The sequence below is a fragment of the Streptomyces sp. NBC_01716 genome, from assembly GCF_036248275.1.
Classification (GTDB): domain Bacteria; phylum Actinomycetota; class Actinomycetes; order Streptomycetales; family Streptomycetaceae; genus Streptomyces.
Genome location: NZ_CP109181.1, coordinates 618,007 through 640,728 on the forward strand (window position 1 = coordinate 618,007; position 22,722 = coordinate 640,728).

At 71.3% G+C, this 22,722-nt stretch carries 12 protein-coding genes; 2 read left to right on the forward strand and 10 right to left on the reverse strand.

All coding sequences use genetic code 11. The annotated features are described in order from the left end of the window. Positions 1-15 precede the first annotated feature (15 nt). Positions 16-4,887 (reverse strand): CHAT domain-containing tetratricopeptide repeat protein, encoded by a 4,872-nt coding sequence (locus tag OIE74_RS02740; RefSeq protein WP_329377996.1) that lies wholly within the window; start codon positions 4,885-4,887, stop codon positions 16-18. A 203-nt stretch (positions 4,888-5,090) separates the two neighbouring features. On the opposite strand from OIE74_RS02740, the gene OIE74_RS02745 reads away from it, so the two are divergent. Beyond that, positions 5,091-5,681: a TetR/AcrR family transcriptional regulator gene (locus OIE74_RS02745; RefSeq protein ID WP_329377998.1), complete on the forward strand. Its 591-nt coding sequence runs from the start codon at positions 5,091-5,093 to the stop codon at positions 5,679-5,681. A gap of 19 nt (positions 5,682-5,700) precedes the next feature. Here the strand turns inward: OIE74_RS02745 and OIE74_RS02750 are convergent, their stop codons facing one another. Both OIE74_RS02750 and OIE74_RS02755 read right to left on the reverse strand, forming a co-directional pair. Continuing rightward, complete coding sequence (locus OIE74_RS02750) at positions 5,701-6,051, reverse strand: VOC family protein (RefSeq protein WP_329378000.1); 351 nt, start codon at positions 6,049-6,051, stop codon at positions 5,701-5,703. 77 nt (positions 6,052-6,128) lie between these two features. Next, positions 6,129-6,872 (reverse strand): 4'-phosphopantetheinyl transferase family protein, encoded by a 744-nt coding sequence (locus tag OIE74_RS02755; protein ID WP_329378002.1) that lies wholly within the window; start codon positions 6,870-6,872, stop codon positions 6,129-6,131. 103 nt (positions 6,873-6,975) lie between these two features. Between OIE74_RS02755 and OIE74_RS02760 the strand changes: the two genes are divergently transcribed. Continuing rightward, positions 6,976-7,410: a VOC family protein gene (locus OIE74_RS02760; protein ID WP_329378004.1), complete on the forward strand. Its 435-nt coding sequence runs from the start codon at positions 6,976-6,978 to the stop codon at positions 7,408-7,410. Between the two features lie 53 nt (positions 7,411-7,463). Here OIE74_RS02760 and OIE74_RS02765 read toward each other — a convergent pair whose 3' ends face one another. From OIE74_RS02765 to OIE74_RS02795, 7 genes are all read right to left on the reverse strand, one after another. Then, positions 7,464-9,035 (reverse strand): MFS transporter, encoded by a 1,572-nt coding sequence (locus OIE74_RS02765; protein ID WP_329378006.1) that lies wholly within the window; start codon positions 9,033-9,035, stop codon positions 7,464-7,466. Between the two features lie 43 nt (positions 9,036-9,078). Then, positions 9,079-9,888, reverse strand: coding sequence for a thioesterase II family protein (locus OIE74_RS02770; protein WP_329378008.1), 810 nt, complete (start codon positions 9,886-9,888; stop codon positions 9,079-9,081). After that, positions 9,885-11,048, reverse strand: coding sequence for a class II histone deacetylase (locus OIE74_RS02775; RefSeq protein ID WP_329378010.1), 1,164 nt, complete (start codon positions 11,046-11,048; stop codon positions 9,885-9,887). The genes OIE74_RS02770 and OIE74_RS02775 overlap by 4 nt, the downstream gene beginning before the upstream one ends. Then, entirely contained in the window at positions 11,045-11,353 is a 309-nt protein-coding gene (locus OIE74_RS02780; RefSeq protein WP_329378012.1) for a hypothetical protein, read from the reverse strand. Before OIE74_RS02780 ends, OIE74_RS02775 begins: the two co-directional genes overlap by 4 nt. 143 nt (positions 11,354-11,496) lie before the next feature. After that, on the reverse strand, positions 11,497-15,426 hold the full coding sequence (locus OIE74_RS02785) for an aminotransferase class I/II-fold pyridoxal phosphate-dependent enzyme (RefSeq protein WP_329378014.1): 3,930 nt from the start codon (positions 15,424-15,426) through the stop codon (positions 11,497-11,499). Next, positions 15,423-16,544, reverse strand: a complete 1,122-nt coding sequence (locus OIE74_RS02790) for a DNA alkylation repair protein (protein WP_329378016.1) — start codon at positions 16,542-16,544, stop codon at positions 15,423-15,425. The genes OIE74_RS02785 and OIE74_RS02790 overlap by 4 nt, the downstream gene beginning before the upstream one ends. Then, positions 16,537-22,707: a polyketide synthase gene (locus OIE74_RS02795; RefSeq protein WP_329378018.1), complete on the reverse strand. Its 6,171-nt coding sequence runs from the start codon at positions 22,705-22,707 to the stop codon at positions 16,537-16,539. The genes OIE74_RS02790 and OIE74_RS02795 overlap by 8 nt, the downstream gene beginning before the upstream one ends. Positions 22,708-22,722 lie beyond the last annotated feature (15 nt).

Consider the following 22,722-nt stretch of genomic DNA (forward strand, 5'->3'; position numbering starts at 1 on the left):
CGCGTACGCCCGGCCTCACGGGCCCGTATGGATGTGCGCGGCCCACAGGTGCGGCGCCTGCGCGTAGCGGTCGCGCAGGGATCTGACCGGACGGTGCAGGGCCTCGGCCGGGTCGATGGGCCGGCCACCGGCGATGTCCCGCGCGAGCGAGGCATAGAACTCTTCGGTCAGGCGCGTCGCCAGTTCGTCGGAGACGGTCCACAAGGTGCCGATCACATGCGGGTACCCGGCCAGTTGGAAGGACGACATCAGATGAACCGCCTCGTCGGGCAGGGTGATACCGCCCTGGGACGTGGAGCAGGCGGACAGCATGGCGAGTTCGGGGCTGCCCAGACGCTGGGCGGCGGCGTCGGACGCGGTGAGCCGGCCGTCGTGGAGGATCAGACCGCTCTGTGACGGGCTGAGCAGTTCGCTGACGCCATGACAGCTGAAGTGGACCCAGGAGTGGGCGGCGAGAGCCTGGACGACCGCGTCCACGGTGGCATCGGTCCCGGCCAGCAGCCGCCGGGCGGGGAACAGTTCCGCGAGCAACTCGGCCTCGCGCGACGCTCCGGGCAGCGGCTCGGCCCCGGGCGTCTCGGGGAGGGCCACAACCAAGGGTGAAGGGCGCACGGGAGCACCGGAGTTGAGCCCGTCGCGTGCCCGGACCAAGGCGCGGAGGGTCGGGGTGTACGAGGAGACGGCACGGTCGATGACCCAGGTGCCGGAGTCCGGCGCGCCGCGTCCGGCCGCGTGCAGCGGCAGGAAGGACAGCAGGCCGGTGGGGCACCACCAGAGCCGGGGCCAGGGGGCTCCGTCGTGCGGTACGGCGTCCAGGCCGAGCCTGTCGAGCACCGGTGCGGTCACCGTGTCCCACAGCCAGCTCAGCGTCCCGGAAAGCGTGCGCATCGCGGCGACCGCGTTGTCCACGCCGTTCCCGCCGTACGCCGCGTCGATCGCGTCGACGAACTCCGCCGCCCGCGACAGGACGGCGTCCGGGGTGAGGGCGGGCAGGGGGACCACGTCGATCCCGGCGTCGGCGGTGACGACAAGGGCGTCGCAGCGGTATTCGCTGACGTTGACCACCACGACCGGTCCCTCGGTGGCGGCGGTGGCCAGGTCAGGTACGGACGGCGGGCGCAGAAAGCCGTCGAGTCCGGGCAACTCCCGGATCTCGGCGAGCAGTTGGGACCAGCGTTGGGACAGGGCGTGCCGGGCCTCGGCGATCACGCCCGCCTCGCGGTCGTCATGGGGCGGGACGGCCGGGCCGCCGGGCCCGGTGCGCAGCGCGACGGGAAGTTGGGGCGGGGCGCTCAACCGGTCCCGGATCCGCTCGAATTCGGCTGCCATGGCCGGGGCGAGGGCACGCAGCTGGGACACGTCCGCCCGGTTCTCCAGGCCCTGGGCGAGCAGCACTCCTCTTCCCTGTTCGAGCAGGGCGAGGGCGCGGCCGGCGGCGCCCTCGTCGAGCGCCAGCGCCGCGGCGTCGCTCGCCAGGCCCTCGCTGACGCTCAGCCGCGCCTCCTGATCGGCGCGCGCGAGGCTGCGCGGGGCGATGGTGGACAGCAGGCCGACGGCGTACGCGTGCCCGTCGAGGGCGTCGGTGTGGTGCCCCGCCAGCGCCGAGGCCTTGCCCCAGACCCGCGCGGCGACGATCCGGTTCGTGCCGTGGGCGACCGGATCGTGCGCGCAGGCACGGGCGTCGCGGGCCACCTCCCCGAAGTCGACCTGTTCGCCGAGCGCGGCACGGTCCAGTTGCACCTGGGCCAGGATCAACCGGGCGCGGCTCAGGTCCGGATGGCCTTCGGGCATGCCCGCGAGGGATTCCCGGGTGACCGTGACCGCCCGGCGCAGCGCCTGCCGCGCCGTGGCACCTGTGCTCTCCCGCGCCAGATGGGCGGCGATGGAACAGCTGGTCGCCAGGTTCAGCAGGGCGGCGGAACGCGAAGGGTGCTGCTCGCCGAGCCCGGCTACCACCTCTTCGAGGACCCGCCGTGCCTCACCGGCGGCGTGCGGGTCCTCGTCCCACTGGGCGCGGCTGGTCAGCAGGAGGCCCAGGTTCATGGCCGCCGCGTCGGTACCCAGACGGTCGCCGTGCTCCATGGCCATCGCCTCGCGCAGGAGCGCCGCGGCCTCGTCGGCGGCGGAGGTGTCCCCGACGATCTCGCACCAGCAACGCAGCGCTTCGGCCAGGTTGTTGAGGTGCATGGAACGCTCCATGGCCGTCGGTGGGCTCTCGCGCACCGCGCGGCGCAGCACCGTCACTCCTTCGGCCAGCCAGACGCGGTTGCCGGTGACCGACGAGCGGTTCATGAGGGCGCCGCCCAGGTTGGTGAGCGCCATGCCGAGGCGCGCCTTGGGCACGGTGGTCACGGCCTCGCGCAGCGTGCCGATGGCGGTGTCCATGAGGGTTTCGTCGCGGCTGTCGACGGCCCGGTACCACTCGGCGTTGCCCAGGCACATGAGGATGATGCCCCGCAGGTCGACGGTGGGCTGTTCGGCGGCCAGGGCGGCACGGAACAGCCGCATCGCCTCGTCACTCTGCTGTACGTCGCGGGTGTGGCGGTAGTGGTCAGCCAGGCTGTTCGCGATGTTGAGCAAAGCCACGGCCGTCGGCTGTCCCGCCGCGATGGCGAGCGCCTCCCGGTGGCATCGGACGGACTCCTCCAGCGGGGCGGGGTCGCCGGTGAAACGGGCGAGGGTACGCAGGGTGTCGCCGAGGGAGCTGAGGCAGGCGGCCCTGCCGGGGGTGGCGTCGTCCGCGCCGGCCAGGGCTTCACGCAGTACGCCGACGCCCTCCCTCAGCAGTTCGGGGTCCGATCCGAATTCGCCGAGAGCCAGCAGGGATTCGCCCAGGGCGCCGAGCCGGTGCACCCGGAAGTGGTCCTGCGCCGAGGTCATGGCGACAGCTTCCCGGTGGCTGGTCACAGCGTCGGCGAAGAACTCGACACGGCCGGTGCGCAGGCCGAGTTTGGCCAGGACGGTGCCGAGGTGCGACCGGCAGGTGGCGCCCGCGGTGACGCGGATGCGCGGGAGGTCCGCCATCACCTTGCGCAGGAGGCGTGTCGCTTCCCGGTACAGGTCGAGCGCTTCCTCGAACGCGTCGACGCCGCTCACGCCGCTCATGGTGTCGGCCCGGTTCACGAGGACTCTGGCGTACTCCGACTCGTAGTCCCAGCGCAACGGGTCGCCGGGCGGAAGCAGCTCGATCGCCCGGAGCATCTCGTCGCCGCACCGCTGCCAGGCGTCGTCGTCCGTACCGGCGCGTCCGGCCAGCGCCGAGCCGAGTTCGAAACGCGCGGTGGCCTCGAAGTCGTCGCTGGGAGGCGGCAGTGCGAGGCACTTGCGGAAGCAGTCGGCGGCCTCGTCCGCGTCGGCGCCCGTGTCCGGGTCCGGGTCTGTGCCCCGGTCCGGGTCCGGGTCCGAGGCGATCAGGCAGCGTCCGAGTGCCAGGAGCACCCGGGCGCGCTCCGTCGTGCGGGCCGGCAGGTCTTCGGCCAGACCGCGGAGCAGCGTGATCGCCTCGTGAAGTTCCCCCGGACCGTGGGGGGTTGAGGCGGGCCGCAGAGCGGCACGCTTGCGCAGCAGGTCGGCGAGCCTGGTGCCGTGGTTCACCCGTCGGCGCAGGTCGTCGGTGAGTACGGAGGTCATCTCCATTCCCCGGCGGGCGTGGGAAACGGCCTCGTCCAGGTCGGCGATGATGCCCGTCGCGGCGTGCCGCGAGCCCAGCACACCGGCGAGCACGAAGTGCGCCTGGGCGAGCGCCGGATGGCCGGGCGGCGCGCCCTCAAGGGCTTCGCGGCTGGTTGTGTACGCGTCGTCGAAGGCGTCCAGATGTCCGGTACGCACCGCGCGCCCGGCCAGCAGCAGGGCCAGGTTGGTGAGGTACAGAGTGCGTTCGACGGCGTTGGGGGCCATGTCTGCGGCCGCGCGGCCGGTGGCGATGCCCTCCTCGTACCGCTCGGCGTCGTCGCCGCTCTCCATGGCCCGCAGGATCAGGGCCACGCCCAGGTCGGAGAGGAACGAGGGGCGCTGAGGTATGACGACGTCCGGCTCCGAAAGGACCGCACGCAGCAGCGCGATGCCCTCGGAGAGCAGCCCCGGCTCCACCAGTTCCCTGGCGGCGACGCAGAGCGCCGAACCGAGGGTGGCGGTGTGCTGCGCGCGCATCGGGTTGTTCCATGTGCACAGCTCCACCGACCGCCGCAGTTCTGCGACGGCCTCCCGCATCGCCTCTCTGTTCGCGCTCACCTCGGACCAGTGTCTGAGCGTGTACCCCAAGTTGCCGTGTCTGCGGGCCTGTTCGTCCCGATCGCCTGGTGCGCAGACGACGGCCGCACGGCCGGTGTCGACCGCTTCGGAGATCGTGTGGCGTCCCGCGCCCTCCTGGAACCTGTAGAGGAGGACGATTCCGAGGTCCGAGAGGCAGACGCCCTGTTCGAGGCTGCCCTCACCGAATCCGGCGACGGCGTGCCGCAGCAAGGCCTCGGCCATGGGCAGGGCCCCGGGGTGCCGGCTCTGCTGGAACATCAGCGCCACCCCGACACCCCCGTCGTACGCGAAGCCGGGTTCCGTCCCGGCTCCCTCGGGTGCGCCGGACAGCGTGGCGAACAACGGGCCCAGCCCGTCCGGCACTTGTGCGGGATCCTGCTCATGGATCCCGGCGAACCGAAGCAGCGCGGCGCCGAGCGCCGTCCGATCGGCCTCGCCTCCGGCGAGATAGCGGCACCAGTCGAGGTGGCCGAGAGCCAGGACCCCGAGGGCCCATATGTTCCCGTCGGGCAGGACGACGCCACCGCGTACCTCGTCGGCCGCCTCCCATGCCTCGGCCCCGAGGAACCACTCCAGGGCGGCCGGCTCGGACTCCGCGCGCTCGGACTGCCGAAGGATGCGGTGCGCGGCGTTCACCGTCCGCGCCGCAGGTCCCCCTGAACCGTCACTGTTCCCGCGTAACTCCACACACGCTCCCCCCGTGGGACGAATGCCGTCAGCAGGATCAACGTACCGACCTCAGCCGGGACTTGAGGGTGGAATACGGTCTCGCTCGTCCCACCAGGGGCGAAGTACCGTGTGCGTATGGCTTCAACAGGCCGAAGACGGGGGACGCGACGATGACGATCGGGGTTCGCGCACAGCAACGGCAGCACACACGGCACACCTTGCTGCGGGAGAGCCGGCGGCTGTTCTCGAAACTGGGTTACGCGTCCGTGGGTCTGTCGGAGATCGTCGGGGCCGCCGGGGTGACCAAAGGCGCGCTGTACCACCACTTCGACAGCAAGGCGGAACTGTTCCGGGCCGTGCTGGAACAGGTTCAGCAGGAGGTCGCCGCGCACGTCGCGGCGAAGGCGGACGCCCAGGAGGATGCCTGGGACCAGTTCACCCACGGCTGCCAGGCGTTCCTCAGCGCGTCCACCGACCCCGCGATCCAGCGCATCATGCTCGTCGACGGGCCGGCGGTGCTCGGCTGGCGTGACTGGCGGGCGATGAACGAGGCCACCTCCGGCCGCCACTTGGCCCAGGCTCTGGCCGTCCTGGTCCACGAGGGCACCATCCCCGCACAGCCGGTCGCGCCGCTCGCACACCTGTTGTCGGGGGCGATGAACGAGGCGGCGCTGTGGCTGGCGGCCTCGGCGGACTCCGCCGATCTCACGGACGCGCGAAGGGCGTTGGCGCGGATGCTGGAGGCGCTGCGCGCGAAGTGACCGGGGCCGCGGCCGGTGGTCAGTCCGGCGCGACGATGTCGATCCGGACCCCGTTGGGGTCGGTGATGACGAGGTGTCCGCGATCCGCGCGCCCGGCCGCCCCGAGGGCGGCGATCCGCTCCCACTCCTCTGCCGTGTCGTCCACCGCCAGGGTGAGCCGCACCGCGCGCACCGGCCGAAGAAGCGCCTGCGGCACCGCCGGATGAGCGTTATCGAGCAGAGCGAGTTCGCGCTGCGGCCCGCCGGGCCGGCTGAGACCGGCGTACCACTGGGTCGTGAACGTGGCGGTGAAGCCGAACAGTCTGTTGTAGAAGCTGCGGGACTCCCCCAGCCGTGACGTGCAGATCACCGGACAGAAGCTGGTCAGCATGGGGGACATCTCCACTCACGTACCAACGGTATGCGAATGGAACCTAATGGCATACCGTTGGCATGTCAACGCGGGCCTCACTCCTCCAACGAGCCGACGCCGCCCAGGACATGGCCGTACGCCGACCAGTTCAGCTCACCCGGTCCGGCGGGCACCCGCACCCACCGGGGAACGGCCAGCGCGGCGGCGTGCGTTCTGTCCTGCGGGCCGCAGGAGAGATTGACGACGCTCCAGCCCACGGGCCTTCCCTCTCCCCCCGCTCCCAGATAGTCCCGGTCGAGCCCCCGGCTGAGGCCGGTCCCCAATGCTTTCAGATACGCCTCCTTGCGCGTCCACAACCGGCAGAATTCCAGGGGGAGTTCGGCCCGGAGAACCCTGAGCAGCTCTTCCCGCTCGCGCGGATGCAGCCGCGCCAGGCACAGTTCGACCGTCCGGCGGCCGGGCAGCGACTCCACGTCGACCCCGACGGGCACGTCGGCGACCGCGACGAGAGTGATGCCCGCGCCGTGGGAGAGGGAGAAGTGCGGGCCGCCGGGGCCGCCGAGGAGAACCGGCCGGCCGTTCGGGCCGCCGCAGTGCGCGCACCGGTCACGGCCGAAGCGAAGGTCCCGGGGGTGGACGCCGAGCCGGTCACCCAGCAGCAGTCGCAGCCCCACATGCGCCGCTAGATACATCGACCGGTCGCGGCGGTGGGTGAAGGATGCCGCCTTGGCCCGCTCCCGCGCGTCGAGCAGCGAGAGTGAGAGGTCTTCGCGCCACGGGGGCGCCTGCCGCACCGCCCATACGCGGACTTCGCCCGCGGGGTGCACCGCCGATGTCATGTCGACCTGCCTTCGAGGTGCCTTCGATCCGGCGGACGTGACGCGGCGGCGGATGCCTCGTTGAGACAACACGACCGCGTACCCGCCCCAGAACGGTGCTGTGATGACGACCTCTGCCGTGACCAGCTTCTACCCCGTGCTCTGCACCGAGCGGCTCAGTGAGTCGGTGGCCTTCTACAGCACGCTGTTCGGATTCGAGACGACCTACACGAGCGACTGGTGCGTCAGCCTGCGGCGGCCAGAGCCGCCGTACTACGAACTCGCTCTCGTCGCCGCCGGGCACGAGACCGTGCCGGAGACCTACCGCCGGCCGGCTCAGGGCCTGCTCCTCAACTTCGAGGTGGCCGACGTCGACGCCGAGTACACGCGCCTCGTGACGGGCGCCGGCCTGAAGGCCGAACTCCCCTTGCGCAGCGAGGCGTTCGGCCAGCGCCACTTCATCGTGGCCGCCCCCGACGGCGTACTGATCGACGTCATCACGCCCATCGCCCCGACGGAGGAGTACGCGGACGCCTACCAGGATCAGTCGGGCGACTAAGCCCTGCGCGGCCCGCGTCGCGTGACGCGGGCCGCACAATCCGCAGGGATCGCCTACCCCTCCACCTTGACGGCGGGAACGACTCCGTCGGACGAACCGTCCGCGCCTTCGGGGGCCTCACCCGCACCCGTGGCCGGAATCTTGATGACCACCGCCACCAGCACGGCGGAGGCAACCGCGACCAACGCCCCGATGCCACCGATGACGTTCATGCCGTCGGTGAACGCCTCCCGCGCGGAGCCGAGCAGGACGGCCGCCACGTCCGATGACAGGCCCTGCGCCGTCTCGACCGCCCCCGCGAGCGTGTCATCGGCGCCCGCCACCCCCGCCGGGACGTCCACCCCGCTCCGGTACACGGCGGCGCCGAGGCTGCCGAGCAGGGCGACGCCGAGCGCCATGCCGAGTTCGGTGCTGGTCTCCGAGAGGGCCGCGGCGGACCCGGCCTGCTCGGGCTGAGCCGATCCGACGACGATGTCCGTGCCGAGTGCGATGAGCGGGCCGCCGCCCGCGTAGACGAAGGCGAAGCCCGTCACCACCTGGGCGATGCCCGACGAGCTGTCGGCCAGGCTCAGCATCACATGGCCGATGCCCGAGACTGCGAGCCCTGCCGCGACGACGTACGCCGGACGGAACCTGCTCGCCGCCATCGGTGAGACCACGGCCGTCACGATCAGCGCGAAGGCGGCAGGCAGCAGATAGAGACCGGCCCTCATCGGGGACAGTCCGCCGACGAGCTGCAGGAACTGAGTGACCATCAGATACGTGCCGCCGGCCACCAGCATGCTGAGCAGCAGCGTCACCAGGGCCGTGAGGAAGGTGGAGCTGCGGAAGAGAGCGAGATCGAGCAGCGGGCTCTCCAGCGTGCGCTGCCGGCGGACGAACAGCACGCCGACGACCAGACCGACGACGATCGCCAGGAGCGGGACCGCGCCGAACCCGTCGTTGGCGATCTCCTTCAGTCCGTAGATCACCGGCAGGATCGCGGCGAGCGACAGCCCCACGCTGGCGAGGTCGATCCGGCCGGCCTCCTCGTCGCGGTACTCCGGCAGCAGGATCGGGCCGGCCACCAGCAGCAGACCCATGATGGGCACGCCGAGCAGGAAGACCGAACCCCACCAGAAGTACTCCAGCATGGCGCCGCCGACCACGGGGCCGAGCGCGATGCCCACGGAGAACATGGTGACCCAGATCGCGATCGCCACGCCGCGCTGCCGCGCGTCGCGGAACATGTTGATGATCAGGGCGAGGGTCGAGGGCATCAGCGTGGCTCCGGCGATGCCCATCGCGGCCCGCGCCGCTATCAGCGTGGCCGGGTCGTTCGCGAAGACGGCGGCCAGCGACGCGACGCCGAACGCGGCGGCGCCGATCAGCAGCAGCTTCCTGCGGCCGATACGGTCACCCAGGGTGCCCATCGCCACCAGGAAGCCGGCGATGAGGAAGCCGTAGATGTCGATGATCCACAGCATCTGGGCGGCGGAGGGGTTCAGGCCCTCACTGATGTGCGGTACGGCCAGGTGCAGCACGCTCACATCGATGGACAGCAGCAAGGTGGGCAGCGCCAGCACGGCCAGGCCCAACCACTCACGGGGTCCGGCCTGCGAAGTGGTTTCGGCGGTGGTACTCACATGTTTCCTTTCGGGGATGGTGCGCGTCGGTGCCCGAATACGGTCATCGGGCGAGGGGGTGTGGCAGGGCCGGCTCCGGCCGTGGGCGGTCGGGGCCGGGGATCAGACGGGCGGCGACGGCCGCCGCGTTGGCGGGTGTGTAGAGGTAGAAGTGACCGCCCGTGAACGTCTGGCGGCTGAAGCCGCCCGACGTCTCCAGCGACCACAGGTACATCCGCTCGTCGATGACGACCGGGTCGTCCACCGCGCCGAGCGCCAGGATGGGGACGCGGGTGCCGGACAGCGGCCGACGGTAGGTCTCCATCGCCTCCAGGTCGGCGCGGATCGCCCGGAGCGACGACTGGACCAGATCGGTACGGTCCACCAGCCCGGGAGACATCCCGCCCAGGTCCGTCACATGCTCCAACAGCTCGGCGTCCGTCCTGAGATGGGCGAACGGCGGCTCGCTGGGGAAGCACGGCGGCTGACGCGCGGAGACCGCCAGCAGGGTGGGAGGCAGGCCGCCCCGCTCCATCGCCCGGGTGAGCTCGTATCCGAGCACGCTGCCGAAACTGTGCCCGACGACCGCGTACGGCAGGGGCTCCAGCTCCGCGAGGCCCCGGACGAGGGCGTCCACCAGCGGCTCGACGCGGGTCACCAGGGGCTCGTTGATACGCGTGCCCCGGCCGGGCAGTTGGGCGACGACGCACTCCACGTCCTCGGGCAGCACCTGCCACCAGGAGCGGAACGCGGACGGCCACCCGCCGGCGTGCGGGAGTGCCACGATCCGGAACCGGGCGCGGGGCCGTGGCCCCGGGCCGTGGCCGGCCACGGGGCGCGCGCCGCTCCCCACCGTCATCCACCAGCCGCTCATCCCGGGACTCCCGTCGCGGGCGCGGGCGGCGCGGCCGAGGGCGCGGGGGACGCCGAGCCCGCGAGCAGCGGGTGATGGCCCTCCAGGTGTGCGATCACCCGGTCCTGGTGACGCTGGAGGCGCTGGCCCGGCAGGTGTTCGAGCGAGTGCAGGAACGGGTCCTGAGGGGCCGGCAGACCGGCGACGGCACTGGCGGTGCCCAGCACCAGCATCGGCTGGTACCACGCCGAATAGCCGCCCTCGTGGCCGAAGACGATCCGGCCCGCCGTCAGTTCGTCCGCGAGCCGGCACATCGTCGACGTCATCGTGTGGAAGGTGCGGCTGGTGCAGAGCATCCGGCCCATCGGGTCGTGACCGCTCGCGTCGACGCCCGCCGCCACCAGGATCAGATCGGGGCCGAAAGCACGGGCCGCCGGCTCCACGACCCGGTCCATCACCGCGAGATAGGCACCGTGGCCCGACCCGGCGGGCAGCGGCACATTGAGGGTGCTGCCCGCCCCCGCGCCCGCGCCGGTCTCCATGACGAGACCGGATGCCGCCGGGAACAGCCCTTCCTGGTGCACGGAGATATACAGCACGTCGGGGTCCTCGTAGAAGGTCCGCTGGATGCCGTTGCCGTGATGCACGTCCCAGTCCAGGATCAGCACGCGGCGCGCGCCCGCGCGCTGTGCCACGCGGGCGGCCACCGCCAGGTTGTTGTAGAGGCACAGCGCCATCGCCCGGTCGGGCTCCGCATGGTGGCCGGGCGGCCTCACCAGGCAGTACGCCCGGTCGAAGCGGCCGTCCAGGACAGCCGTGACGGCCTGTGCGCAGGCCCCGACGGCGAGCCTCGCGGCCCGCGCGCTGTGGTAGTTGACGTACGCGTAGACACCGGCGTCGCCCGCGCCGGCCGCCGATGCCGCCTCGACCCGCTCGATGTGCTCGGGGACATGCACAAGGAGCAGGTCGTCGTCGGAGGCCGGCGCCGGGGTGACACCGGTGAACCGGTCCATCACACCGGACGCCTTGACCAGCCCCTCGGCACGCCGGAGGTCCGGATCGACCGCGAACTGGCGCAACGGCTCGACGCCCGGCCCCACCGGCACGTACCCCGATCCGGGACCGGGGTCGTGCCAGAAACAGATCTCGTGGCTGTACCACGCGAGACGGGAGGTGTTCACCAGCCGGACAGACCCAGCGAGGCCCGGCTGATCCCGGCGACCTTCTCGATGTACTGGAGGTAGTACTCGCGCTCCTCGTCCGGCGTGCGCTTGGTCCGCAGCGTCGTCCCCAGGAGGCCGAGGACCTCCTCGGCCTCGGCGGGCGTGAGCCGCCGGTCACCGACCTCCTTCTCGAACGCGCGGATCCGCGCGGTCGGTTCCAGCACGCCGGAGGCCCACTCGTCCTGGTCGGTGCCGTGGTTGCGGGTCGAGGCGATGGTCTTCAGGATCGCTCCGAAGAACGCCGAGGTGTCGATGTCGGTCATGGTCGTTGCCCCCTGGTTGCCATGCGGTGGTTGAGGCGTACGGTGTCCGTTCCTGGTGGAGCGCTCCGTTCCTGGTGGAGCGCGGCGTTCCCGTCGATCGCCGCGTTCCTGCGCGTTGCTGCGTTGCTGCGTCGGATCGGTGCTCAGCGGATCAGGCCGCAGGCGCGGCCGGCTTTCTCCAGCGTCACGACGGCCGCGTCCAGATCGGCCGCGGAGTGGCTGAGGTTGACGATGGTCCGCAGCCGGGGCAGGGTCCGCGGTACGGCCGGATAGACGATCGGCTGCACGAAGAGCCCGTCCTGCTGGCACAGCCGGGCCATCGTCCCCGCCTGCTCGGCACTGGTGCAGATGATGGGCACCACCGGTGTCTCACTGGCCAGCGTGTCGAAGCCCAGGGCCCGCAGCCCCTCGCGGTAGCGGGCCGACTTCGTCCGCAGGTCCCGGGTGAGGGACGGGGCGGCCTCCATCACCTCGATCGCCGCCTTGGCCGCCGCCACCTGGGCGGGAGTCACCGCCGCGGAGAACATCCAGCCCCGCGCGTTGTTCTTCAGCGCGAAGACCAGGTCGGCGGACCCGGCGACATAACCACCCGCGCTCGGCACCGTCTTGGAGAGCGTGCCCATCTTGACGTCGACCCGAGCCGGATCGACGCCGAAGTGCTCGAAGATGCCGCGTCCCGTGGCGCCGAGGACGCCCAGACTGTGCGCCTCGTCGACCATCAGCGGCGCGTCGTACCGCTCGCACAGTTCCACGATGCCGGGCAGATCGGCCACGTCGCCGTCCATGCTGAAGACGGCGTCGGTGACCACCAGGCGGCCCGCGTCGCCCGCCTTGCGCAGGGCGCGTTCCAGGTCGGCGAGGTCGTTGTGGGCGTACGTGATGACCGACGCACCCGACAGCCGGTACCCGTCGAGGATGCTGGCGTGGTTGTAGACGTCGCCGATGACGACGTCGCCGGGGCCGACGAGAGCGCCGACCGTCGCCACGTTCGCCATGTAGCCGCTGGAGAAGACGATGGCGTCCTCGGTGCCGAGGAAGCGGGCGAGCGCCAGCTCCAGTTCCCGGTGCAGATGCAGAGTGCCCGCCAGCAGCCGTACGCCGTGCGCGCCGGTCCCGTGGCGCTCAACGGCGCGCAGGACTTGGTCCTCGATGTAGTCGTGCCCGATGAGTCCGAGGTAGCTGTAGGAGGCGAAGTTGAGGAACCAGCGGCCGTCGAACTTGATCCGGGGGCCGGTGGCTTCCTCGATGACGGGCTCGTAGAAGTACTCGTCCTTGGCGACGATCAGGCGGTCCTCCGTCGACAGCGCGTCGATGCGGCGGTCGAGGAACCTGCCGTGCGGGGCGTCGGCCAGCCTGCCCGGCAGGGTCCGGCGCGGGACTCGGCCGGAGGCGGGGGCAGGTGCCGGGGCCGGCGTAGGAGTTGGGGGCGGGGCCGGGGCTTGGGGCGGCGACACCGGTGGGGCCGACGGGGCGGGCGCCGGGGCCCTGAAGCGGTCCCAGTCCGGTACGAAGGAGTCGGCGGTGCGCGGGGGTACGGCGGCCGGCGGCTGCTGCGGCACCGGGATGTGCGACGTGCGCGGCGGAGGTGCGGCGGGCCTCTGCGGTACGGGCGCGGGGGCCGGGGCGGGCATCGGTGCAAGTGCGGGCGCCGGCACGGCAGTTGCGGCGGGAGCCGTGCGCGGCAGCGATTCGAGATGGGCCAGCAGCGCGCCGACGTTGGTGCGCTCGAAAAACACCATCGGGTCGATGTCGAGCCCGTCGGAGGTCAGCGCCGCCGCCAGCTCGACCGCCATCATCGAGTCGAGGCCCAGCTCCAGCAGATCGTCATCGGCGGACACGCCGCCGAGATGCAGGACCTCCGTGAGTGCGTGGGTGAGCGACGGCCACAGCCCGGATTCCGGTGTGACAGCAGTCATGGGTGCATCCTTCGCTTCAGGTGCGGCGGACAGGACGTAATGCGCGGGGGGTCGGTTCAGGGCCGTGCGGAGAAGGTCGACGCCGTCGTCAGCGGTGAGGGCCGGGATGCCGTGCGCGGCGGCCTTCGGGGCGATGGACTCGCCCATCCCGACGGTCCACAGACCCCAGCCGAGGCTGAACCAGGCGCGGCCTTCGGCCCGTTGGCGGGCGGCGTAGCCCTCCAGATAAGCGTTGGCCGCGGCATAGGCGCTCTGGCCGAGATTGGCCCGTACGGCGGCGACCGAGGAGAACAGGGCGACGAAACCCGGCTGTTCGTGCCCGGACATCAGATCGGTGAGCGCGTGTACGCCGCCGATCTTGGGCCCGAGGACGGTGTCCACCTGCTCCGGTGTCAGGCTGCGCGCGAGTCCGTCGCGCAGCACGCCGGCGGCGTGGAACACCCCGTCGTACCGTGCCGCGCCGGCCAGTTGCTCGCGCAGCGAGCGGACGTCCGCCGCCACGACCGTCAGGTCGCAGCGCCCTCCGAGCCGGTCGAGGCGTTCGCGTACGTCTCCCCCGTCCGGCACGGTGCGCCCGACCAGGGTCAGCTGGGCACACCCCGCGTCCGCGAGGAACTCCGCGACGCGCAGGCCGATGCCCCCCATGCCGCCGGTGATCAGGAAACGGCCGCCTTCGTATCGCACGGGGTCGGTGGTGCTCGTGTGCTGCGGCTCTACGGAGGGCTCGTACCAGACGTCGTCGCGCCGGGCGAGTTCCGGCCGGTCCTGGCCGAGCGCCGCCCCGAGGACAGCGGCAGCGTTCTCGGGGCTCTCGGGGCTCTCGGGGCTTGCGGGGCCGAGGTCGACCAGGCGGACCCTGGTACGGGGATGTTCGACGCGCAGCGTGCGGCCGAGACCCCACAGGGCGGTCATGAACGGGTCGACGACATCCTCCGCCACCACCTGGTGTGCGCCGGAGGTGACGATCAGCAGGTCGGACATCGGAGGGCGCGCCGCGAGTCGACGCACCAGACCGAAGACCCCCTGCAGGGCCTCCGTCACCTCCGCCTCGCCGCTCAGCCCGCGCGGTGCCACATACACGGCGTCGCGAAAAGCGGCATCGGCCGGCAGGGTGTCGAGGCCCCCGTCGGAGAGCCGGGCCGGTGTGAGGTGTACGCCGTGCCGGTCACCCGGTGGACGGAGGTCGTGCGCGGACACGATCAGCACGGGGCCTTCGGGCGCGGCCGGGTGTACGGGGGTGACGACGTCGGCCTTCCGCCAGACGACGGTCTCGATCAACGGGACTGCTGGCAGGCCCTGTTCGGAGTCGGCGGGTGCCTCGGGCACCGTCGACGCCGTTGACACCTTTGAAGCCGTGGAGGCTGTTGGCGTTGCGGGCTTGGCGGCCTTGAGAGTGATGCGGTCCAGTTCCAGCAGGACCTCACCCTGCTGATTGCAGACCGTGGCCCGTCCCCGTACGGCACCACCCTTGCCCCCGGCTTCGTCAGGCTCGTCCCGCTCGACCAGGGCGATCACCGTGCCCGAGATCCTTCGGCGGGCCACCAGCCGGCCGACGTACCAGGGCAGGCACGCCCCGACAGCACCCCCATCGAGCATGCCGAGCGCCTGGAAGACGCTGTCGAGCAGTGCCGGCGGTACGAAGGGGGGAGCCGACGCCGCGTTCGTCTCGTCCCCCGCCCGGAGCATCAGCAGCATCCGGCGCGAGCCCCGGTGGGCCGACCGGATCACCTGGTACGCCGGCCCGTACGCGATCCCGCTCGCCTCACGCCACGCCGCCACGTCCGACAGCGGCACCTGCTCCGTGCACCCGGCCCGCAGCGCGGCCACGTCGGCATAGCGAGGAGGCGGCAACGGGCTGCCGGTCACCCGGGCGGTGCTGTGCACGAGGCGTGAGCCGGGTTCGGCGTGTACTGAACTGACCGCGCAGCCACCGTCATCCGCGCTCTGGACCTCCAACTCGGCCTCGCGGCCTACCACCAGCAGCGGCACCCGGAAGGCGACCTGCTCCAGGGTCCACCGGCAGTCGGGGCGGCGGGCGTCGCAGGCGGACAGCATGGCGTCGATCTGCGCGGCGGCGGGTAACACCGGGATGCCGCCGATCCGGTGGTGGGAGACCAGCGGATCGGCAGCGCTGAGAACCGACCTGAGCCCGCTCATGTGCGCAGGTCGAATCTCTCGGTGGCCTGGGCCAGACCGTTCACCTGGATGTCGACGGTGTGCTCGCCCGCGTAGTACCGGCGGGTCTGCACCTCCTTGATCGCGTGGGTCTTCTCCAGGGACCGCCGCTCTCCGGGGCCGAGTTCGAGGGTGGTCAGCTTGAAGACCTTCGGGATGCTGCGCCCGTTCTTGCGCACGTGGTGGACCACGTAGTCGATCGCGATGTTGTGCGTGCGGTCGTGGGTGTTCTCGATGTCGAAGCTGATGACGAGGGTGTCCCCGATGGTCACGGACCGCGGGGTGATGCTCAGCCGGGGTACGCGGACGTGCTCGCCGCCCGTGGCCCCCAGAATGGCCAGGGCCTGCTGATCACCCTTCTTCACCAGGGTGCGCAGTCCGTGCTTGACGATCCAGTTGGTCTCGGGGGTGGGGCTCTCCTCCAGCCAGCGCAGCGCGGTGGCGAGAGCGAGATCGGGGGCGTCCTTGGAGATGTCGTTGAGGTTGTTGGCGACGGACTTGCGCACATATTCCGAGGGGTCGCTGCGCAGTGGTTCGAGGATCTCCAGGACCGGCCGGGGATCCTTGACGAACACGGTCAGGGTCCGGGCCCAGGGCAGGCGGGAGCGGACTCCTTCGGTCGCCAGGCGCCGCACGTTGTGGCTCGGGCTCCGCGCCCACAGGGCGACGCGCTCCATCGTCGGCGCGTAGTGCTGTTCGAGGTAGGGCCGGATCGCGTACTCGCCCGTGTGCCGCCTGGTGATCTCCTCGATCGCGTCCAGCGACAGGTCCGGGTGGTCGAGACCGTACTCCTCGACGAAGCGTGCGACCGGCATCAGGAACCAGCTGGAGTTGAACATGCCCTCCCCTTCGGCGAGTTCGTCGCCGAGGATGGTGAGGAGGATCGGTACGGCGAGGGGGTACTCGGCGGGCAGGCGAGTGCGCAGGCCCTCGGCCAGGACGAGGACACGGTCCTTCAGTTCTCTGTCGGGGATGCGCGACTCGACCTCGGCCGCGTATCCCTCCACGTCGAACTCGGGGTGGACGGCCCGGATCCTGTCGCCGATCAGGCGTGCCGCGTCGCCGTTGAAGTGTCGCTTGAGTCCGTATTCGCTAGCCATGGTTCAGGTGCCTTTTCGTCTCGTGCTTCATCTGGTTGTTCGGTGTGGTCTCGTGCGGTCCTGAGGAGATCCAGAACCGCTGTCGGTTGAAGGGGTAGGTGGGGATGGTCGCGGTCCGCCGGCCGTTGCCCCGGTGCAGACCGGCCCAGTCGAGGTCGGCGGAGGTCTGGTTGACGTACGCGGCGACCGCCGCGTGGAGTTGAGCCTGATCGATGCGGTCCCGGCGCAGGGTGCTGAGCCAGACCGGCTGTGTCTCGCCCCACGACGCGCGGGCGAGCGAGGTCAGTTGGGGATGGGAACCGATCTCCCACACCGATCCCGCGCCGGACTCGCCGAGGGCGGAGACGGCTTGGGCGAAGCGCACGGGCTCACGGATCGCGCGGCCCCAGTAGTCCGGGTCGGATGCTGTCTCGGCGTTGTGCCAACCTCCGGTGACTGTGGACGCGAACCCGATCGCCGGGGCCGAGAGCGCCCGGCCTGCCACCGCCTCCACGAACGGGGCGACCGCGCCTTGCATCGCGGCCGAATGGAACGCATGACTCACCGTCAACTTCTGTGTGCGGAGACCGGAATCCTGGCAGAAACGGGAAACGGCATCCGCCGGACCTGTGATCGTCACCGATCGACGCGCGTTGAACGCCGCGATCTCCACCCCCGGATGATCAGCAACAGCAGCCAGAACAGCCTCGGCATCCGCATGGACCACCGCCATGGTGCCGTCATCCGGCTGCGACTCCATCAACCGGCCCCGCAACGCGGTCAGTTCCAGCAGGTCGGGCAGATCCAGCACACCCGCCGCCCACGCCGCCGTCAGCTCACCGAGACTATGACCCACCACCACATCCGGACGCACCCCCACCGACTCCAGCCAGCGCACCAACCCCACCTGCACACTCACAATCGCCGGCTGCGCATACCGCGTCCGATCCAACCGACCCCCCACCTCACCGAACAACAACTCCCCCAACGGCACATCCACATGCCCCACCAACAACCCCGCACACTCATCCAACGCAGCCCGGAACACCGGCTCCACACCATACAAACCACGCCCCATACCCACATACTGCGAACCCTGCCCCGTAAACATGAAGGCGGTCGGCGCCGGAGTACCGCCCCGTCGGGACCCGGAGACCTGGCCTGCGGCAACGTCCCTCAGTCCGGCTGCCAGTTCACGGGGGTCGCCACCATGCACGACGGCCCGCAGACGGTGGGCGGCGCGGCCGGTGTTGGCCGTGAAGGCGAAGTCCCCGAGTTTGTCCTCGGACGTGTCCGTCAGAGCTTCGGCGTAGGCGCCGGCGAGGGCTCGTAGCGCGGTCTCGTCAGCGGCGCTCACCCGAACAACGTGCGAGTCCTGCGCCGATGCCTCCCGCACCGGCAGCAAGGGAGCCTCTTCCACAATGACATGGGCGTTCACCCCGCCCATACCGAACGCGCTCACCGCGGCACGACGAGGCTCCCCACCCCGAGGCCACGCCACCGCACGATCAGCCAGATAGAACGGCGACTCCTCAAAACGGATGTGATCATTCGGCCGCACCACATGCAACGACGGCGGGACCGACTCATGTTCCATCGCCAACAACACCTTCACCAAGCCGGCCAACCCAGCCGCCGGCTCCAAATGACCCACATTCCCCTTCAACGAACCAATCGCACAAAACTGCGACCGCCCCGTCACCCCACGCCACGCACGCGACAACCCCTCCACCTCAATCGGATCACCCAAACCCGTCCCCGTCCCATGCGCCTCCACCAAACCAATCGACTCCACCGACACCCCCGCATCCCCCAACGCGGCCGAAATGACAGCAGCTTGGGCGCGCGGGCTTGGTGCGGAGTAGCGGGTGGTGCGGCCACCGTGGTTGACGGCGGCCCCCTTGATGACACCCCGGATCCGGTCGCCGTCCCGTACGGCGTCGTCGTATCGCCGCAACACCACTGCCACGGCTCCCTCTCCCGGGACGAAGCCGTCCGCCGTACTGTCGAACGCGCGGCTGCGATGCCGGGGTGACAGGGCCATCAGGTCCCCCATCGACCGGAAGTACTCCGGGCTGATGCCGGCGTGCACGGCACCGATGACCGCCGTGTCGATGTCGCCGGAACGCAGGTGCTGAAGGGCCGAGTGGACGGCGACCAGGGACGACGAGCAGAGGGTGTTGACCAGTCCGCTCGGGCCGTGCCAGTCCATCAGGTACGACAGCCGGTTGGCGATCATCGCCTCAAGTCCGAGGCCACGCCCGTCGGGTACGCCGTGACGTACCCGCTCCTCGTGGTAGTGGTCGTGGCTGTACGCGATCCACAGACCGGTGTGGTGACCGTCGGCCCGTCCGCCGATCCGGCCACCGTCCTCCAGGGCTTCCCAGATCGTCTCGTACACGATCCTCGCCTGCGGATCGATCAGGGGAGCTTCGCGGGGCGAGATCCGGAAGGGGGCCGGGTCGAACCCGTCCACGCTGTCCAGGAACGAGGCGTACGGGACCGGCCCTTCCTCCTTGTCCCAACGCCCCTCGGGCAGCGCCCGGACCGTGTCCCGGCCTTCGGCGAGCAGCTCGGCGAAGGCGCTGAGGCTGCCCGCGGTGGGCAGCCTGACCGCGGCGCCCACGACCGCGATGTCGCGCGGTCGTGACGCCGGAGCGGCCGAGGGGGGCCCGGCCGGGGGCTCGGGCTCTGGTCTTCGTGGCGTGACGGTTGTTCGTGCCACCGGTGCGGGCACTTCCGCCTCAGCCGGGACCGCCGGCGCCGCCGGGTCCGGCTGGGCCGGCTGGGCCGGCTGGTTGTCGACGAGCTCCGGCGCCTCGTCCGCCAGGAAGTCGGCGAACTGGCGGGGGGTCGGATACTCGAAGAAGACCGTCGGGTAGAGGGACAGGCCGTGTTCCTGGGAGATGCGCTCGCTCAGCGCCACCAGGCCCACCGAGTCGAACCCGGCGGACAGGAACTCCGTATCGCTGTGCTCCTCGGGGGTGCCCGTCAAGTCCAGGAACCAGTTCAGGGCCCGTACCGACCGAGAGACGGCGGGCGCCGCGGGAGCAACCAGGGCCGCGGGGGCTGTCTGGGCCGCCGGACGAGGTGGCGTCGGCGAGAGCACAGTCGGCTCCGACGCCGGCGCCGCGACAGACTCGGGCACCGCAACAGGCCCCACCGGCACCGGCGCAGGCGTCTCCCCCGCGCTGAACGCCTGTACGGGAACCCGCTTGGACGCCATGTCTCCGAAGACCAGCAGCGGCGTCCCCGCCTCGTCGGTCACGGTCTGGGTGACCCGGCAGGCCTCGTCGTTCCAGAAGGCGATCTCCGTCCGCACGTAGGCGGCGTCGTCCAGCGGTCCGAGGACGTCCAGCCGGCCCACCGAGAGCGGGATGAACGCGGACGCGTCCGCCGCGCCGAACACCGGGTTGGCCGGGTCGATCGCCGCGACCGTCACACTGTCCAGGAGCCCGGGGAACAGCCGCACGCCGGGCGCGTTCAACTCCCGCTGCCGGGCGCCTTCGACACGGGCGAGGGTGCCGCCGTCCGGCAGGCTCGCCACCCAGGAGATGTTCCGGTAGTAGCGGCCGTGGTGGTACCCGATCCGCCGCAGCCACCGGTAGAGACCCGAGCCCGCGTGCACGGTGGAGCCGGCGCAGTCGGCAAGCAGGGCGGCCAGGGGGACGGGAGGCGCCGGCTCGGCCGGGCGGCCGGTGACGAGCCGGCCGGTGACGAAGAGTTCCCCGCTCTCGGGATCCTCCACCCTGAACCGGTTCTCCGCGTCCACCCGGCCGATGACCCGGTGGGCACCGCGCGGGATGAGCGGGCGGTGGAAGAGGATGTCCCGGGCCCCGTGGAAAAGTTCGCCGCGCAGCGCGGCGCCTTCGCGCAGGAAGTCGAACCACGCCACGCCGGGGAGCATGAGCGTGCGGTACACCGCGTGCTGCGCGATGGGCGACTCGGCCGGACCGAACACCCGGGAGAACGTGTACCCGGCCGTCCCCTCGTCCGACACGAGCTCCGCTGGTGATCCTGGCTCGGCCGAGCGCTGGGGCTCGCCCAAGTTCAGGGCGGGGCCCCGCAGTTGGGCGGAAGGCAGCAGGTGTTTGCGCCACGCCGCGCCCGTGGTCTGCTGGAACACCGCCCAGTCGATCTCCTGCCCCTCCCCGAAGAGCTCGGCGACGATCGCGGCGAGCACCTCCGCCACCTCCCGCTCGTCGCGGGCTTCGGCCAGCCGCGCGCCGACGTCGTGGCCGCCGGCATCGGCGTGTTCCTGCCCGTCGCGCGCGAGTTCGTTGTCGCTCCGCAGCACATCGGCCAGCGCCTGCTCCAGCGGGGCCCGTCCTCGTACGAAGTCCCCGACCGCCTGCCAGCCCGGCGGAAGGTCGACCGCGCCCTCGGGCAGCCCCAGATCGCGCAGCGTGATCGCGAGGGCGACCCCGGAGGCGATCCGCAGCAACTCACCCGAGAATGTGGCCAGTTGGGTGCCAGTGGCCGCTTCGAACAGGCCGACGACCTCATGAACGGCCGGTGCGGAGCGGTCGAGGGCGGTCAGCCATGCGGGCGGGGCGGCGTGTGCCTCGGGACGTACGGAGACGACAGTGCGGGAGCCGTCGACGGTACGGGTCCGGGGTGCCCCGGCCCGCAGGAGCCATGTGCGCAGAGCGGTGGCCAGTTGGCCCGCGTCCGCCCCGGCGACGGCGAGCCGCTCGGTACGGTGCGGCCGGGCCAGACGGGCCGTGGCGCATACGTCACCGAGCTCACCGGGCCCGTCCGTCAGGGTCGGCAGGAACTCCAGCCACTGGGCGACCAGTTCGCGCAGCGCGTACGGGCTGTCGGCGGACAGCGGCAGCACATGGACCGGCAATGCCCGCGTGCCCGGGTCCCCCGACCCGGAGGTACGAGGGGCGGCCTCGGCCACCACATGGGCGTTGGTGCCACCGAAGCCGAATCCGCTCACCGCGGCCCGGCGCACAGGGGCGTCCGGCCAGGGGAGACGGGTGCCGGGCAGATGAAAGGGGCTGTCCGCGAGGTTGAGGCGCGGGTTGGGCGACTCCACCGCCACGGCGGGGACGGTGTCTTCACGCAACGCGACGATGATCTTCGCGAGTCCGGCGAGCCCCGACGCCGAGTGCAGATGGCCGATCCGGCGCTTGATCGAGCCGAGCGCGACGGAGTCGCGGGCGACGCCGTGCCTGGCGAACACCTCGGTGAGCGCCCGCACTTCGATCGGGTCGCCGATGGCGGTGCCGGTGCCGTGGGCCTCGACGTACTGGACGGTCGCCGGGTCGATGGTGTCGTACACCGTGCCCAGCAGGTCAATCTGGGCTTCCAGGTTCGGTGTGGTGACACCCATGGTGCGGCCGTCGTTGTTGACCGCGACGCCGCTGATGGCTCCGAGGATCATGTCGCCGTCGGCCAGCGCCGCCGGCATCGGCTTCAGAACGAGAGCGGCGGCTCCTTCGCCGGGCACATAGCCGTTGGCCCTGCTGTCAAAGGTCTGGCAGAGCCCGTCCGGGGAGAGAGCGCCGGTGCGGGAGAGGAGTACGAACGTCAGCGGGTCGATCAGCAGGTCGACCGCGCCGACCAGGGCGAGTTCGGAGGTCCCGGCCGCGAGGCTCTGGCAGGCGAGCCAGACCGCCGACAGCGAGGACGAGCAGGCGGTGTCCACGACCAGGCTCGGGCCCGCCAGGTCGAAGCGGTCGGACAGCCAGGCCGCCATGAAGTTCTGCGACCGTCCCCACAGGGCGGCCGGGCCGGGAATACCGACGGGGCCGGCCGGACCGGGCGGCACCGTGCCCCGTCCCTGGTCGAAGCCGTACGCGTTCATGCGCCCGGCGATGAACACACCGGCGTCGAGCCGTCGGCGCACCCCCAAGTACCCGGAGTCCTCCAGGGCCCGCGCGCCGACCTCCAGCATCACCCGCTGCTGGGGGTCGAGCAGCACGGCGTCCTCGGCGGTCATGCCGAACGCCTCGTGGTCGAAGGAGAACGGGTCCACCAGGAAGCCGCCGCGGTGGTGCGTGCCCTGGTGGGGTCCGTCGCCCAGATACAGCTCGCGGGCCCACCGGCTCGGCGGGACCTCACCGACCTCGACCCCGTCGCCGCCCAGGAAGGCCGTCAGATCGACGACATCCTCTGCGCCCGGGAGCCGTACCGCGAGGCCGATCACGGCGATGCGGGTGTCGTGCTCGCTCACAGCGGTCCTTTCGTT

Bases quoted from the DNA above. Each gene is read 5' to 3' on its own strand.
- OIE74_RS02780 (WP_329378012.1), bottom strand. From the start codon at position 11,353: ATGACCGACATCGACACCTCGGCGTTCTTCGGAGCGATCCTGAAGACC.
- OIE74_RS02770 (WP_329378008.1), bottom strand. From the start codon at position 9,888: ATGAGCGGCTGGTGGATGACGGTGGGGAGCGGCGCGCGCCCCGTGGCC.
- OIE74_RS02755 (WP_329378002.1), bottom strand. From the start codon at position 6,872: ATGACATCGGCGGTGCACCCCGCGGGCGAAGTCCGCGTATGGGCGGTG.
- OIE74_RS02745 (WP_329377998.1), top strand. From the start codon at position 5,091: ATGACGATCGGGGTTCGCGCACAGCAACGGCAGCACACACGGCACACC.
- OIE74_RS02760 (WP_329378004.1), top strand. From the start codon at position 6,976: ATGACGACCTCTGCCGTGACCAGCTTCTACCCCGTGCTCTGCACCGAG.
- OIE74_RS02750 (WP_329378000.1), bottom strand. From the start codon at position 6,051: ATGCTGACCAGCTTCTGTCCGGTGATCTGCACGTCACGGCTGGGGGAG.
- OIE74_RS02785 (WP_329378014.1), bottom strand. From the start codon at position 15,426: ATGAGCGGGCTCAGGTCGGTTCTCAGCGCTGCCGATCCGCTGGTCTCC.
- OIE74_RS02790 (WP_329378016.1), bottom strand. From the start codon at position 16,544: ATGGCTAGCGAATACGGACTCAAGCGACACTTCAACGGCGACGCGGCA.